The following is a 14,814-nucleotide window of genomic DNA, read 5'->3' as shown; positions in this document are numbered from 1 at the left end:
TAAAGAGTGCCCTCAAACACCTAATCGGGCTTGGCTCGCGCACGGTCCGCCGCCCGAAAACGCTGAGGACACTGGTTCAGCACGAAACAGCTTCGGCACAGCGCTACGCGCTGCCGCCGGGTATGCAAGGGAAACCAAAGGGCGGCGATTGCAGTGAGATGGAGACGTTAGTAGAGAAGCACGCGCGGACCCGATTGACCGGGTCGGCCGCGAAGCGGGCTGGAGCTATTTCGTGCTGAACCAGTTTGTTATGTGGTGCGATGTTACAGACCGTGCGCGAGCCAAGCCCGATTAGGTGTTTGAGGGCACTCTTTAGGCAGCCCACGATGGACGAGAGGACTACCCAAATTGCGTGTGACCGCGGGCGTATCGGAAGCTGCTTTCTTTGGTTACTTTCTTTGCAGCAGCAAAGAAAGTGACTGCCGCCCCGCACAGGGGCAACGCTAATAGACCGCCGCGAACACAGGATTTCATAGAAGAAGCCGAATCTCCAAACATAAGGAACCCGAAATGAACATCACCCAAGGAACATTCTCCTTCCTGCCACCATTAACCGACGAAGAAATATCCGCACAAATCAATTACGCGTTAGAGCAAGGCTGGGCCTGCTCGGTGGAATACACCGACGATCCCCATCCAAGGAATACGTATTGGGAAATGTGGGGCCTCCCCATGTTCGACCTCCACGATGCCGCCGGCGTGCTGATGGAAGTGAACGAATGCCGCAAGACGTATCCGAACCACTACATCAAAGTAAACGCCTTCGACTCGGTCCGCGGATTCGAAACGATGCGCCTCTCGTTCATGGTGAATCGCCCAGCGGAAGAACGAGGCTTCCGACTCGAACGCCAGGACGACAGAAGCCGCATCCAGCGCTATGCGATCCGCACCTACGCAACCGATCGCCCGAGCGGCGAGCGTTATTGATGAGGAACACCGACCATGAACGCCGAAGCCACGCTCGAAGAAGCGCCGCAAGCGAAAGCGATGCACGCCGACCTGATGGCGCTCTATCGCGAATCGCGCATCGGCGAAGTACTGGCGGAACTGGACCGCGATCTCATCGGCCTCGCGCCGGTCAAGACGCGCATCCGCGAGATCGCCGCCCATCTGCTCGTGGAGCGCGCCCGCGAGACACTCGGTATCGCATCGGGTGCGCCCACGCTGCACATGTGCTTCTCGGGCAATCCCGGAACCGGCAAGACCACGGTTGCGCTGCGCATGGCGCAAGTGCTGCATCGCCTGGGCTATATCCGCCGCAATCATCTCGTCTCGGTGACACGCGACGATCTCGTCGGCCAGTACATCGGCCATACCGCGCCCAAAACGCGCGAAGTGCTCAAGCGTGCGATGGGCGGCGTGCTCTTCATCGACGAGGCCTATTACCTGTATCGCCCGGAAAACGAACGCGACTACGGACAGGAAGCCATTGAAATCCTGCTGCAAACGATGGAGAACCAGCGCGACGACCTCGTCGTGATCCTCGCGGGATACGAGTCGCGCATGGAGACGTTCTTTCATAGCAACCCGGGCTTTCGTTCGCGCATCGCGCATCACCTCGTATTTCCGGACTACGCGCCCGGCGAGCTTCTGCAAATCGCCGAACACATGCTGCGCGACATGCACTACCGCTTCGACGACGCCGCGCGATGCGCCTTCGAAGACTATCTCGCGCATCGCATCAGACAGCCGAACTTCGCCAACGCGCGTTCGGTGCGCAATGCGCTGGATCGCGCGCGACTGCGTCAGGCGAACCGGCTGTTCGCCGCGGCCGAAAGCGGCAACGGTGTCGCCGATGCCAACGCGCTGATGCAACTCGACGCCAGCGATATCCGCGCGAGCCGCGTGTTCACCGATTCATAACTCGAAGGAGAACGCGATGCAGGATGGACGCACGACCTTATCGAAGTTCCTGATCGACACGCTCGACCGCAAGCCCGGACCCGAGGCGGCGAGCGGACTCTCCGCGCTGTTGATCGACGTGGCCGCATCGATCAAGACGATCGCGGCCGCATTGACGCGCGGCGCGTTGAGCGGACAGCACGGCTCGGCACAATCGATCAACACGCATGGCGAGGAACAAAAGAAGCTCGACCTCGTGACCAACGATATCTTCCTGCAGCATTGCGAATGGGACGGTCTGCTCGCGGGCATGGTCTCGGAAGAAATGGACGACGTCTACGCGATTCCCGAGCCGTATCCGCGTGGCGAGTATCTGCTCGCGTTCGATCCGCTCGATGGCTCGTCCAACATCGATATCAACGGCGTAGTCGGATCGATCTTCTCGGTGTTGAGGCGCGCGAGCGACGAAAGCGACGCGCCCAACGACGCAGCGTTTCTGCGTCCGGGCCGCGAGCAGGTTGCGGCAGGCTATGCGATCTACGGCCCGTCGACGATGTTCGTGCTCTCCGTCGGCAATGGCACGCACGGCTTCACGCTCGAACGCGATGTCGGCAACTTCGTGCTCACGCACTCCGATATTCGCATTCCCGAGGATTCGTGCGAGTTCGCGATCAACGCATCGAACGAGCGCTTCTGGGAACCCCCCGTGCGCCGCTACGTGCAGGAATGCAAGGACGGCCGCACCGGATGCCGCGCGCAGGACTTCAACATGCGCTGGATCGCATCGATGGTCGCGGAAGTGCATCGCATCCTCATGCGCGGCGGCGTGTTCATGTATCCGCGCGACTTCAAGACGCCAGCGATGGAAGGCCGCCTGCGTCTCCTGTATGAAGCCAGCCCGATGAGCTTTCTCGTCGAGCAGGCGGGCGGGCTGTCGATCACCGGGCGCGAACGCATTCTCGATGTCGAGCCGAAAGCGCTGCATCAACGCGTGCCCGTGATACTCGGCTCACGCAACGAAGTCGACCGCATTCAGCGCTATCACGGCGAATACGATCGCGGCGAGGACAAGCCGTTCACGTCGCCCTTGTTCAAGGAGCGCTCGCTGTTCCTGCCGGAAACGGAAGCCTGATCCCGCATCTGAAACGGCGCTCATCGATTACATTCAGGGAGACAAGCGCATGTCAGTCAAACATCCGATCGTTGCAGTGACCGGTTCGAGCGGCGCCGGCACCACCACCGTCATGAAGAGCTTCACGCATATCTTCAGGCGCGAAAAAATCAACGCGCAGATCGTCGAAGGCGATGCGTTCCATCGATACGATCGCCTCGGCATGCGCGAAGCGATGAAGCAGAGCGAACGCGACGGTCTCGTCAACTTCAGCCACTTCGGGCCGGAAGCGAATCTGCTGCATGAACTCGAAACGCTGTTCGATACCTACGGCGAAACCGGCGGCGGCAAGTTTCGCCACTACGTGCACGATGAAGGCGAAGCCGTGCATTACAAGCAGGAAGCGGGCACCTTCACGCCATGGGAAGACGTCACGCCCGGCACGGACATGATGTTCTACGAAGGCCTGCATGGCGCAGCCGTCACCGACAAGGTCGATATCGCGCGTCATGCGGACTTGCTCGTCGGCGTGGTGCCGATCATCAATCTCGAATGGATTCAGAAGCTGCATCGCGATCAGACGATGCGCGGTTACTCGCATGAAGCCGTCGTCGATACGATCCTGCGCCGCATGCCCGATTACGTGAACTACATCTGCCCGCAATTCTCGCGCACGCATGTGAATTTCCAGCGCGTGCCGACCGTGGATACGTCGAACCCGTTCACGTCGCGCGAGATTCCGCAGCCCGACGAGAGCTTCGTCGTGATTCGCTTCGCGAAGCCGAAGGGCATCGACTTTCCGTATCTGTTGACGATGCTGCACGACTCGTTCATGTCGCGGCCGAATGTGATCGTCGTGCCCGGCGGCAAGATGGGTCTCGCGATGCAGCTCATCTTCACGCCGATGATCCTGCAGCTACGCGACCGGCGCGCGCGCGCATGAAAGGTTTCTCATCATCGCATCCAAGGAGGCATCACATGAATGCCGTCGCTGAAGCATTGCCCCGACTTCATCGCTCACCCGACACGCGGCAGATGGCGAACGCGTTGCGCATGCTAGCCGTCGATGCCGTGAGCCAGGCCAAATCCGGTCATCCTGGCATGCCGATGGGCATGGCGGAGATCGCGGTCGCGTTATGGGGAAGTCATCTGAAACATAATCCCGCCCATCCCGACTGGCCCGATCGCGACCGCTTCGTGCTGTCGAACGGGCACGGCTCGATGCTGCTCTATGCGTTGCTGCATCTGAGCGGCTATGACTTGTCCATCGACGAGATCAAGCGCTTCCGGCAGATGGGCAGCAAGACGCCCGGACATCCGGAATTCGGCGTGACGCCCGGCGTCGAAACGACGACCGGACCGCTCGGGCAAGGGCTGACGAACGCAGTCGGCATGGCGCTTGCCGAAGCCTTGCTCGCGCGCGAGTTCAATCGGCCGGGGCATGAGATCGTCGACCATCGCACGTATGTTTTCGCGGGCGACGGCTGTCTGATGGAAGGCGTGTCGCACGAAGCGGCGTCGCTTGCGGGCACGTTGCGGCTGAACAAGCTCACCGTGCTTTACGACGACAACGGCATTTCCATCGATGGCCACGTCGACGGCTGGTTCACCGACGATACGCCGAGGCGCTTCGAATCGTACGGCTGGCATGTCGTGCGCGCGGTGGACGGCCACGATGTCGACGACGTATCGCATGCGTTGCAGCTCGCGCGCGAGTCGGACCGGCCGACGCTGATCTGCTGCAAGACGGTGATCGGCCTCGGCGCGCCGAAGATGGCCGGCACGCACGATGTGCACGGCGCGCCGCTTCCCGCCGACGAAGTGGAAGCGACGCGGCACGCGCTTGGCTGGATGCATCCGCCGTTCGAGATCCCATCGCCGATACGCGCGCTGTGGGACGCGCGCGAGGCGGGCGCGGCGGCACAGGACGACTGGAATCGTCGCTTCGGTGCGTATCGCCGCGTGTTTCCGGGCGAGGCCGCCGAATTCGAGCGGCGCGTGCGCGGCGCGTTGCCCGCGAACTGGCGCGACACGGCGCATACGCTCGTGCGCGATGCGGATCGCGCGCGACAGAGCATCGCGACCCGCAAGGCGTCGCAACTCGCGATCGAAGGACTGGCGCGCGCGTTGCCCGAACTGCTCGGCGGTTCGGCCGACCTGACCGGCTCGAATCTCACGCGCTGGAAGGACGCGGTCGATGTAAGCGCCGCGCCGGAGAAGGGCAACTACATCCACTTCGGCGTGCGCGAGTTCGGCATGAGCGCGGTGCTGAACGGCGTTGCGCTGCATCGCGGGTATCTGCCGTTCGGCGGCACGTTTCTGACGTTCTCCGACTATTCGCGCAATGCGCTGCGCATGGCCGCGCTGATGAAGACGCGAACGGTGTTCGTTTTCACGCACGATTCCATCGGACTCGGCGAGGATGGCCCGACGCATCAGCCGATCGAACACGCCGCGACGCTGCGCATGATTCCGGGCCTCGACGTGTGGCGTCCGTGCGATACGGTCGAGACGATGCAGGCGTGGATCGGCGCGATCGAGCGCGACCGGCCTTCGTGTCTGCTGTTGTCGCGGCAGAATTTGCCGTTCGTGCCGCGCGACGAAGCGCAGATCGACGGCATCGAGCGCGGCGGCTACGTGCTCGCCGACTGGCCTTCGACTTGCGAGCGCGATGCGCGCCGCGTCGTGTTGATCGCGACCGGCTCGGAAGTCGCGCTTGCGCTCGCCGCCGTCGAGCCGCTGAAGAAAGAGGGCATTCTCGCGCGCGTCGTGTCGATGCCTTCGACGACCGTGTTCGATCGCCAGTGCAACGCGTGGCGCGAACGCGTGCTGCCCGAAGGCGTGCCGCGTGTCGCGATCGAAGCGGGCGTCACGGCGTTCTGGCGGCAGTACGTCGGGCTGAATGGCGGCGTGATCGGCATCGATCGCTTCGGTGAATCGGCGCCCGCCAGCGAACTGTTCGCGCACTTCGGCGTGACGACCGATGCGCTCGTCGACGAAGCGCGCCGCGTGGCCGCATGATTTTCGCGTTTTGCATGGAGACATCACGATGGCTTTCATCGCATTGAGGCAGTTGCTGGATCACGCGGCGGAGCACGGTTACGGCGTGCCCGCGTTCAACGTCAACAACATGGAGCAGGTCCACGCGATCATGCAGGCGGCCGAGGCGACGAGAAGCCCGGTCATCCTGCAGGCGTCGGCGGGCGCGCGCAAGTATGCGGGCGAGCCGTATCTGCGGCATCTGGTGTTGGCGGCGGTCGAGGCGCATCCGGATATTCCGGTGGTGCTGCATCAGGATCACGGCGCGAGCCCGTCGGTTTGCCAGCAGGCGATTCGTTCGGGCTTCACCTCCGTGATGATGGACGGCTCGCTCATGCCCGATCAGAAAACGCCCGCGGAATACGACTACAACGTGGACGTGAGCCGGCGCGTCGTCGAGGCGGCGCATTCGGTGGGCGTGTCGGTGGAGGGCGAGCTGGGTTGTCTCGGATCGCTGGAGACGGGGCGCGCCGGCGACGAGGACGGCGTCGGCGCACAAGGCGCGCTGAGTCACGATCGCCTGCTGACCGATCCCGACGAAGCGCGCGCGTTCGTCGAGGCGACGGGCATCGATGCGCTCGCGATCGCCATCGGCACGTCGCACGGCGCTTACAAGTTCAGCCGCCAGCCAACCGGCGATATTCTCGCGATCGATCGCATCGCCGAGATTCACGCGCGCATTCCGGATACGCATCTCGTGATGCACGGTTCGTCGTCAGTGCCGCAGGAATGGCTCGCGATCATCCGCGAGCATGGCGGTGAGATTCCGGCGACGTTCGGCGTGCCCGTCGATGAAATTCGGCGCGGCATCGCGAACGGCGTGCGCAAGGTGAACATCGATACGGATATCCGGCTCGCGATGACCGGCGCGATGCGGCGCGCGATGGCGTCGGCGAAGTCGGAGTTCGATCCGAGGCATGCGTTGAAGGCGGCGACGGCGGCGGCGCGGGATTTATGCGTCGAGCGGTTCGAGGCGTTCGGCTGCGCGGGACACGCGGATCGCATCAGGCCGATGGGACTCGAGGCGATGGCGAAGCGGTATCACTGAGAGGAGCGCCGCTCGGTGAGACGGGCGGCTTCAGGCAGATCCTTCTGCGCTTCTTCGACACTGAAAATATACTCATGTCCTCGGATAGTTAAGGAGAACTTCGATGCTATCCGAGTGCAATCGCCCCACCAATATGCCAAACCGCCAATCGAAACAATTGGGACCTATTTCATGCCTACCGAATCACCGACAGCCATCCCCGCATGTTCCATCTCGGCCCTGCGCAATCGAAGATCGTACGACATGAGCAGCGCCCGCATCTGCGGCGACATGCCGTGATAGTGAACGAGAAAGCTCGACGGCACACGAAAGCCCCACGGCGTGTTGATGTCAACGAGGCTGCATATGTCTTCGCTGCCCAACGATGCCTGCTCCGAGACCGCGCAATTGAAATGCCATTGATCCCCGCCGCCCGATACGAGACTTTGCTTGTCATCGACGTTCTCGACGCTTGCGATGACCCGATCGAGTAGCGCGGCATTCGCAGGCGTGCGGCGAAAGCCCATCACGCCTGAATTGAAAATCCAGGTGCCGACATCGCGCGCAAGAACGAGATCGCGGCTGCTGCAGAAAGACTCGAGTGGCCGGTCGAGATCGTTGACGAGCGTGTCGGCGTCGAGCCAGAAAGCCCATTCGTGATGCGGGAGGTTTTCGCGCAGCAGGAAAGGCTTGACCCAATTGCCGCGCATCGGCAGGCGTTCGGCGATGCGGCGCGGAACCTCGCGATGCACGTACAAGGTATAGCCATGACGTTCGCAATACTCACGCAGGTTCGCTTCTGCGATGCGTCCGTAGATCGCTGCCTCTGGCGTGTAGACGGTCGTGATCGACACGGGCCGTCCGGGATTGCAGGTGCTCATGGCCGTCATCGTGCTTTCATCGGATGCGCCGTCCTCGAACGCACGCGCATGGTTGTTGCGATGTGCATTGAGATGCTCGATGAGCGCTTCCCGCAGCCGGGGATGCACGCATGTTCGCGAGAGATCGGCGTGCTCTTCGGCGATAGCGAGCGCGAATACGCGAAACCGCGGCCATACGGGCATGAGGGGGCCACTGGCGGCGAGCACCGCGTAGATCGGATTCCGCGCGTTACCGCAAACGCGAGGAAACGTGCATGCATCGAAGGCATCGAGCAGGTCGGTTTCGATTGGCGGTATAGGCGATCCGAACCGGCAGCGATTCACGACTTTCAGCAGCTCGGCGCGCACCCGAGCCGTGTTGCGCCAGATTTGAACATCGGGTTGAGGCCGCACGTCCTTGATACGGGTGAGCAGCCAGTCGCGTTCGCCGAGCACGAAGTCGAGCGGCACCGGCTCGACGATCGCAGCGTTCTCGCTCAGCAACAAAACGATCTCGCCCTCTTCGGCGCGGTGCATTTCGGAGAGCAGCGACTCGTACTTGAAGAGCCATTGCGCCGGCGCGTTCCGATAGATGTCTGCCGCGTCGATGACGATATGGCGATACCCATGCAAGGCGGCATAGTGTCGATGATTGTCGAGCGCTGCGCGGGAGGGGTGAAGAAAAAGACTGATGACTTGCATGATGGCGGCGCCGCTCCGTTGAAAGGAGAGCTGCGCGAAGGCTTAAAGGCGTGGAGAAATGTTTAAGGGCGGATGCGAAGTACAAAAAACTAAGGATTACGCTGTAGTTTGTGTTGTTAGCGGAACCGCATTTTAGGCTATTTGCAGTCAACCATTGAATAGTTCGAGCAACCTTTTTGGAGCGATGTCATCATGCCTACCGAATCACCGACTGCCGAACTCGGCGCGATCGCATCCGGTTTCGTGCTCCCCGCGACCGACGGCAGCATGCACACACCTCATTCTCTGAAGGGTGAGAACGGCCTCGTGATCGTCTTCATGTGCAATCACTGTCCCTACGTGAAGGCCGCGATGCCGAACCTGATCCGCGATGCGCGCGCGTTGCATGAAATCGGCGTCAACGTGGCAGGCATCAATTCGAACGATGCGGCCGTCTACACCGACGACGCCTTCGATCGCATGATCGCGGTCGCCGAAGAATGGAACCTGCCGTTTCCGTATCTGCACGACGAAACGCAGGAAATCGCGCGCGCGTATGGCGCGGTCTGCACGCCGGAGTGCTTCGGCTTCGACCGCGAATTGCGCCTGAAATATCGCGGCCGAATCGATGCGTCGCGCAAGCAGGCTTTGCCCGATGCGCGCCGCGATCTCTTCGAAGCGATGCGCGCAGTAGCGATAAACGGCGAAGCGCCCGAAGCGCAATATCCCGCGCTCGGCTGCTCGATCAAATGGAAGCCTTAGCTTGTCTTTTTTGTGCTGCCGGGCGCATGCCACGCCATCAGGTCTTCATCGGGCCGATCGACTTCGCATCCCCAATCGAGTTGCTCATCCTGATCGAAGCGCTTGCCCAGCTGCCACGCGATTTCCGCGCGCGCGAGCTGCACGCCGAGGTAGAACGCGTGCCCGCCATCGTTTTCGATCTTCAGCGCGGGATAGAGCGCGAACGGATCGACGGCGACGTGATGCCCGTCGCGGTTATAGACATGTATGCCGTCCGCCGATACTTGCACGCGAAAATTCGGATCGCGCACGGCGGCGGCGAATGCGGCGATCTCTTCGGCATCGTACGGAAACGGCCGCTTTGCGTGCAGCGCGGACAGATCGGCGGATATGCCTTTGGGCAGCGTCTGCGTTTCGCGCGCGGCGTGCATCACGCGACGCGCGACATCGGCTTCGCGAACGGCGCGGCGCGCGTGCAGGCTGACCGACGTCGTCAGCACGGCGGCGATGCGCAATTCCGCCGCCATGCCGAACAACACTGCGTTGATGCCGCTCGTGTCGGCCTCGGTCAGCTCGGTCACATTGCCGACGCCCATCATGATCGGCACTTCGGGATGACGCTCGCGCAACGACACGTAACGCGCGATGGACGCCGCGAGCCCGAACGGAATCGGATCGAGAATCGGATCGGCGAGAAAGGCGCGGCCGCGCCTCGTCATCGCGTCGATTGCGGCATCGAGCGATGCGACGTCCGCGGGCTCGCGCGGCACGAGTATCGGCGTCGAAGCAATTTCATCAGTTATCCATAGCGTATCGACGTTGAGGCTCATCACATAGTCCGCGCCCGCGCGCCCGCCGCGCACGAGTTCCTCTTCACGCATCGAATCGACGCTCACGCGATAGCCTTGCTCTTTAAGCATCGCGACCGCGTCCTCGAGATGAGCAAACGGCGTTTCCGGCAGACAGCCGATATCGATTACATCCGCGCCTTGCCGCTTGTATTCGCGCGCGCGCGCCGCGATGCCGTCGAGATCGAGACGCGGCGCATCGACGATCTCCGCGAATATCTCCGTCTCGTAGCGCGACAGATCGACATGCCGCGCCTCGCGTCCGAAGAATTGCGGCAAGTCCTTCACCTCTTCGGGACCGCGCTCGACCTTCACGCCGTAATGCGCGGTGAGGGCGTCGAGATCGCCGCGGCATCGGCCGGGCACGATCATGCGAGTCGTGCCTTCGCTCAAGGGCGTCGCGACGCGCCGGCGGATCATGTCGGCGGTCATCAGGCCCGCGACCTGAAGGCCGATCTCGCGCACTTCCCATGTGAACGGCGATCCTGCGGCCGCAGGCGCGATGCTTTCGAGCACTTGCCGAAGGCTCGGCTCCGCGAGCCGTCCCGTCAGGAAGACGATGTGTTCCATGCGAGCTTCAGGTCCGCCAGGCGTTGATCGAGCGCGGCTTTGAGATCGTCGAGCGAGCGGGCCACGGTGGTATGCGCGAAGCGCGCGAGCCGCTCGACGTTCTCGAACTCGATCGCGCGCGGCCTCACTTCGACCCATTCGTGCGGGGCGTGCGTGATGACGGAGGGCGCGGTATCGCATGCGAACACGATGCCCGGCACGCATTGCTTGCCGGCTTGCGCATAGAGATTGGTGGGCAGGGTGTCGGAGATGCCGAACGCGCATTTGGCGACGGTGTTGCTCGTCGCGGGCGCGATCACGACCGTGTGATATTCGCCGCTATAGATCATGCCGACGGGCACGCTGCTCGCGCTGTTGTCGCGCAACACCTTGAAGTGCTCGCGCAGTTTCGCGACAGTCCAGCCGTAGAGCGGCAGCACTTCCTCGCCGGCAGACGAGAGAAACAGATCGACGCCCGGAAGCTGCCGTGCGAGCGCGATCGATTCTTCGAGCATATGGCCCGAGCCCGTCACGCACCACGCAAAGCGCGCGTCGGGCTTGAACTCGTCGAGCCGGCGGGCGGGCGTGGGTTGCGTCATGCGTCGGATGCGCCCGGCGTATCGTGCGACAGCCGGATATGCAGACGATGCATCTTGCGATACAGCGTATTGCGGCTGATGCCGAGCACCTTCGCGACATTGCTCACGTTCCAGCGATGCTCGTCGAGCAACTGAAGCACGGTCTCGCGCTCCTTGACCTGGATCGCGTTGAGCGACGACGTATCGGCATCGTCGGCGAGATGCGGCGCTGCGGTTATCGGCGTGCGTGCGGCGGTTTGCGTGACCGGCGCGACGCCGTTCGCGATCTCTGGCGGCAGATGCGCGCAGCGAATCTCGGGGCCGTCGCAGAGTGCGATCGCCATCTGCAGCACATGCCGCAACTGGCGGATATTGCCCGGCCACGGATAGTTCAAGAGCGCCTGCTTCGCTTCGGCGGAAAGCGCGGGCGGTTCTTCGGCTTCGGTCTCGAGAATATGGCCGATGAGCGCGAGCGCATCGGCGCGTTCGCGCAGCGGCGGCAGATTGATCTCGATACCGTTCAGCCGGTAATACAGGTCCTCGCGGAACATGCCGGTTTGCACGAGCTCGACGAGATTGCGGTGGCTCGCGCTGATGAGCTGAAAGTCCACCTTCACCGTCGTTTCCGCGCCGAGCGGCGTGACCTCGTGTTCTTCGAGCACGCGCAGAAGACGCGCTTGCAAGGCGAGCGGCATGTCGCCGATTTCATCGAGGAAAAGGGTGCCGCCGTTCGCCTGCACGATCTTGCCGCGACGGCCTTCACGCTGCGCGCCGGTGAACGCACCGGCGCGATATCCGAACAGTTCGCTTTCGATCAGATTCTCCGGCAGCGATGCGCAATTCACCGCGACGAACGCACCGGTTCCGTTGGGGCTGATGCTGTGCAGCGCATTGGCGAAGACTTCCTTGCCGGTGCCTGTCTGGCCGCGCAGGATGATCGGGATCTTCCGCTGGATCACGCGCGCCGCGAGTTGAATCTGCGAGGCCATGCGCGGATCGCCGAACTCCAGATGCGCGAGCTTGTCGAGGCGGCCCGCCGATGCCGGCTCGCGCGCGTCCTTCTTCGACGCTTTGGCGCGCGCGCCGGGCGCGGACAGATCGCGCGATGCCGGATCGTTCATCAGGATGCGCGTTGCGCCCTTCGCGCCTTCGCGCGACGTCTGCGCAGTGAGGAAGAAGCGGCTGTTCGCCTTCGCGCTGTAGACCGTCACCGGATGGAACGAGCCGCGAATGCTGCGCGCGATCATGTCTTCGAGCGACGCATTGAACGCTTCCTCGATGCGCTTGCCGCACAGCTCGGCGGGCGAGCGCAGATCGAGCTGGAAGAGGGCGCTGCGGCTTGCGGCGAGCACGACGCCATCGTCGCTGACGGCGAGCTTGCCCGCATGCAGAGTGCCGACGAACTCGGGCCGGCTATGAAAGTGGATCATGTTCGCGTGCCGGTAGCGCGCATCGATCAGACGATTTTCGATCATCTGCCGCGACATGCCGACGAGCACGAGCGAATGCTGCTGCAACAGCTTCGAGCGGCTCGTGACATCGAGCACGCCGACGACGGTGCCGCGTTCATCGAAGATCGGCGCGGCGGAGCACGTGAGCGATGTATAGCGTGGATAGAAATGCTCGTGCTGACAAACGGCGATGCAGTCGCGCTCGATGAGGCACGTGCCCATGCCGTTGGTACCGGCTTCGCGCTCGCTCCACATCGCGCCGACGCGCAGGCCGTCGGCGGCGACGGCTTCGCCGAACGGCACCGACGACACCTGATGCACGATGACGCCATCGGCATCGACGAGCACGACGGCGAGTTCAGGATCGGCGAGTTGCTGATAGAGCGTCGTCATTTCGAGCTTCGAGCACGCGATGAGATCGCTCGCGGCTTCGCGACGCTCGTTGAGTTCGTGCTGCGCGAGCACGGGCGGCATGACGAAGCGGCCTGGATCGAGCCTGAATTCCGTGAGGCATCGCAGCCACGATTGCGCGACCGAATCGCTGGCGCGGCGCGCGGCCAGCGGATTATTGACGATGTTCAGCACTTCCCGGACATGCGTGTCTACGTCAGCAAGTGACGACATGGGGGCAAGTCTCCGTTGCGCCGCATTCCGGTGCGCGTTTCGCGCGGCCGTTCGACGCCGAATCTGTTGTGTTTTACGCTGGCGCTGCGGCCAATCGTGCCTGAAGGCGCGCCTCGTGGCCGGATGATCGGGAGATTTCAGGTGCTGTCTGCGGACCCGAACGACCGGTTCTCAAAAACTGTACATCCTTAGGCGCGTAGGTTCAATAAGTAGTCGCATAGAGTGATGCGAACGCGCCCGCTTTTTGCTTGCCATTCGCGGATGGATTCGGCGATTGGCGCCGGGTCTCTTTTCTATAAAGGGCCGCATTCGCGCGGTGATGAACATATGGGCCGATTCGAACCGATCCGCGAAGCTGCGTATGTTGCGCCGCAACCTGATGCGTCCCTATCGCATGCTGCAATGGACATCGTTTATATCGAGGGACTGACGGGGCAGACGGTTATCGGCATCGACAAGAGCGAGCTGCATGATCCGCAGCCGGTGCGGATGAGCCTCGCGATCGGAGTGCCGTCGTTGCGCGCCTGCGTGACGGATCGGATCGAGGACACGGTCAACTATGCGGCAGTGCGGGAGGCGGTTCACGGGCTGCTTGCGTCGCATGGATTGCAGTTGCTGGAGGCGCTGGCGGAGCGCATCGCGCAGATGCTTATCGCGGATTTCGGTGCGCATTGGGTAAGGGTTACGCTGGCCAAGCCAGCCAAGTTCGATGATGTCGATGCTGTGGGTGTTGTGATTGAGCGACGACGTAGCGTCGATGTGCGGGGCGGCGGTTCTGTTAGCCTTGCTTGGATCGGGCGGGGGTATGTGCCGGGGTGATGGGTTTTTGGTTTTTTTTCGCTTTTGGTTTTTGGCTTTGGTTTTCGCCGGATCCCGGTTTCGCGTCGGTCTGTTAGCGTTGCCCCTGTGCCGCCCCGCACAGGGGCAGTGCTAATAGAACGACACGATCACGGGATCCGGCGAAATCAAGAGCGCGAGAGAAAACCGCAAGCAAAAAGAACTTCACTTGGCAGCAGCCTTCTGCTGAATCCCACAAGCCTTATAAGCATCCCTCTGCAATTCCCGATACTTTTTGGTTTGAGCCTTCGCGCGATCCACGCGAAACTCTGCCCCACCTTCCCCACCCAACGTAGCGTACTTGGAAAACGTAGATTGCTCGACGTAATCGTCATAAGTAAGCACCTTGGCGATCTTGTCGATCGCACACGAGCACTTGTACACGTTGGCGAAATCGTGCCCGTTATCGTCCATGCATCCGAGCACGTATTCCACGCGCCCTTCGGTCGGATAATCGTGCGTCTTCGCCGGCGGCGGCCCGCCACCCGCGCCTGTCGCGGCGAACGAAAGCGGCGAGATCAGCGAGAGGCAAAGAAGCACCGACAACGCGCAGCAACGTGGGGTCATGCGAAGAGCCTCGTGGTTATGAAACGAACAACGCCAAAACAGCCGGCACGCAAAAGTCC

At 62.4% G+C, this 14,814-nt stretch carries 13 protein-coding genes; 8 read left to right on the top strand and 5 right to left on the bottom strand.

All coding sequences use genetic code 11. The features are described 5' to 3' along the window. Positions 1-510 precede the first annotated feature (510 nt). The 6 genes from NCS67_RS19305 to fba are packed head-to-tail and all read left to right on the top strand — an operon-like array spanning position 511 to position 7,040. Positions 511-927: a ribulose bisphosphate carboxylase small subunit gene (locus NCS67_RS19305; RefSeq protein WP_008354337.1), complete on the top strand. Its 417-nt coding sequence runs from the start codon at positions 511-513 to the stop codon at positions 925-927. A gap of 15 nt (positions 928-942) precedes the next feature. Beyond that, positions 943-1,863 carry a CbbX protein gene (gene cbbX / locus NCS67_RS19300; protein WP_250436154.1) on the top strand — a complete coding sequence of 307 codons (921 nt, stop codon included), beginning with the start codon at positions 943-945 and terminating at the stop codon, positions 1,861-1,863. Between the two features lie 16 nt (positions 1,864-1,879). Next, a complete protein-coding gene (locus NCS67_RS19295) occupies positions 1,880-2,974 on the top strand; it encodes a class 1 fructose-bisphosphatase (RefSeq protein WP_250436153.1) in 1,095 nt (364 codons plus the stop codon). A gap of 49 nt (positions 2,975-3,023) precedes the next feature. After that, complete coding sequence (locus NCS67_RS19290) at positions 3,024-3,896, top strand: phosphoribulokinase (RefSeq protein WP_008354340.1); 873 nt, start codon at positions 3,024-3,026, stop codon at positions 3,894-3,896. Positions 3,897-3,931: 35 nt separating this feature from the next. Then, entirely contained in the window at positions 3,932-5,974 is a 2,043-nt protein-coding gene (tkt, locus tag NCS67_RS19285; RefSeq protein ID WP_250436152.1) for a transketolase, read from the top strand. 28 nt (positions 5,975-6,002) lie between these two features. Next, positions 6,003-7,040 (top strand): class II fructose-bisphosphate aldolase, encoded by a 1,038-nt coding sequence (fba, locus tag NCS67_RS19280; protein ID WP_008354342.1) that lies wholly within the window; start codon positions 6,003-6,005, stop codon positions 7,038-7,040. A 164-nt stretch (positions 7,041-7,204) separates the two neighbouring features. Here fba and NCS67_RS19275 read toward each other — a convergent pair whose 3' ends face one another. After that, complete coding sequence (locus NCS67_RS19275; protein WP_250436151.1) at positions 7,205-8,581, bottom strand: glycosyltransferase family protein; 1,377 nt, start codon at positions 8,579-8,581, stop codon at positions 7,205-7,207. Between the two features lie 192 nt (positions 8,582-8,773). Here NCS67_RS19275 and NCS67_RS19270 point away from each other — a divergent pair, with 192 nt between their 5' ends. Further along, a complete protein-coding gene (locus tag NCS67_RS19270) occupies positions 8,774-9,322 on the top strand; it encodes a thioredoxin family protein (RefSeq protein WP_175982836.1) in 549 nt (182 codons plus the stop codon). Here NCS67_RS19270 and NCS67_RS19265 read toward each other — a convergent pair. From NCS67_RS19265 to NCS67_RS19255, 3 genes are read right to left on the bottom strand one after another with little or no spacing between them, the layout of a single operon-like run. Further along, the gene (locus tag NCS67_RS19265; RefSeq protein WP_250436150.1) at positions 9,319-10,719 is read right to left on the bottom strand and encodes a DUF6513 domain-containing protein; all 1,401 of its coding nucleotides are present in this window, start codon (positions 10,717-10,719) and stop codon (positions 9,319-9,321) included. The two genes, NCS67_RS19270 and NCS67_RS19265, sit on opposite strands and share 4 nt — an antisense overlap. Next, positions 10,698-11,297, bottom strand: coding sequence for a flavoprotein (locus tag NCS67_RS19260; RefSeq protein WP_250436149.1), 600 nt, complete (start codon positions 11,295-11,297; stop codon positions 10,698-10,700). The genes NCS67_RS19265 and NCS67_RS19260 overlap by 22 nt, the downstream gene beginning before the upstream one ends. Next, positions 11,294-13,351, bottom strand: coding sequence for a sigma-54-dependent Fis family transcriptional regulator (locus NCS67_RS19255; protein WP_250436148.1), 2,058 nt, complete (start codon positions 13,349-13,351; stop codon positions 11,294-11,296). The genes NCS67_RS19260 and NCS67_RS19255 overlap by 4 nt, the downstream gene beginning before the upstream one ends. Positions 13,352-13,678: 327 nt before the next feature. Between NCS67_RS19255 and NCS67_RS19250 the strand changes: the two genes are divergently transcribed. Continuing rightward, entirely contained in the window at positions 13,679-14,170 is a 492-nt protein-coding gene (locus NCS67_RS19250) for a dihydroneopterin aldolase (protein ID WP_075583615.1), read from the top strand. 183 nt (positions 14,171-14,353) lie between these two features. Here the strand turns inward: NCS67_RS19250 and NCS67_RS19245 are convergent, their stop codons facing one another. Next, on the bottom strand, positions 14,354-14,755 hold the full coding sequence (locus NCS67_RS19245; protein ID WP_008354350.1) for a hypothetical protein: 402 nt from the start codon (positions 14,753-14,755) through the stop codon (positions 14,354-14,356). Positions 14,756-14,814: the final 59 nt, after the last annotated feature.

The organism is Caballeronia sp. ATUFL_F2_KS9A (genome assembly GCF_023630765.1).
Taxonomy (GTDB): domain Bacteria; phylum Pseudomonadota; class Gammaproteobacteria; order Burkholderiales; family Burkholderiaceae; genus Caballeronia; species Caballeronia zhejiangensis.
The sequence above is the reverse complement of the archived record's forward strand: the minus strand, read 5'-3'. Positions and strand labels throughout refer to the sequence as shown.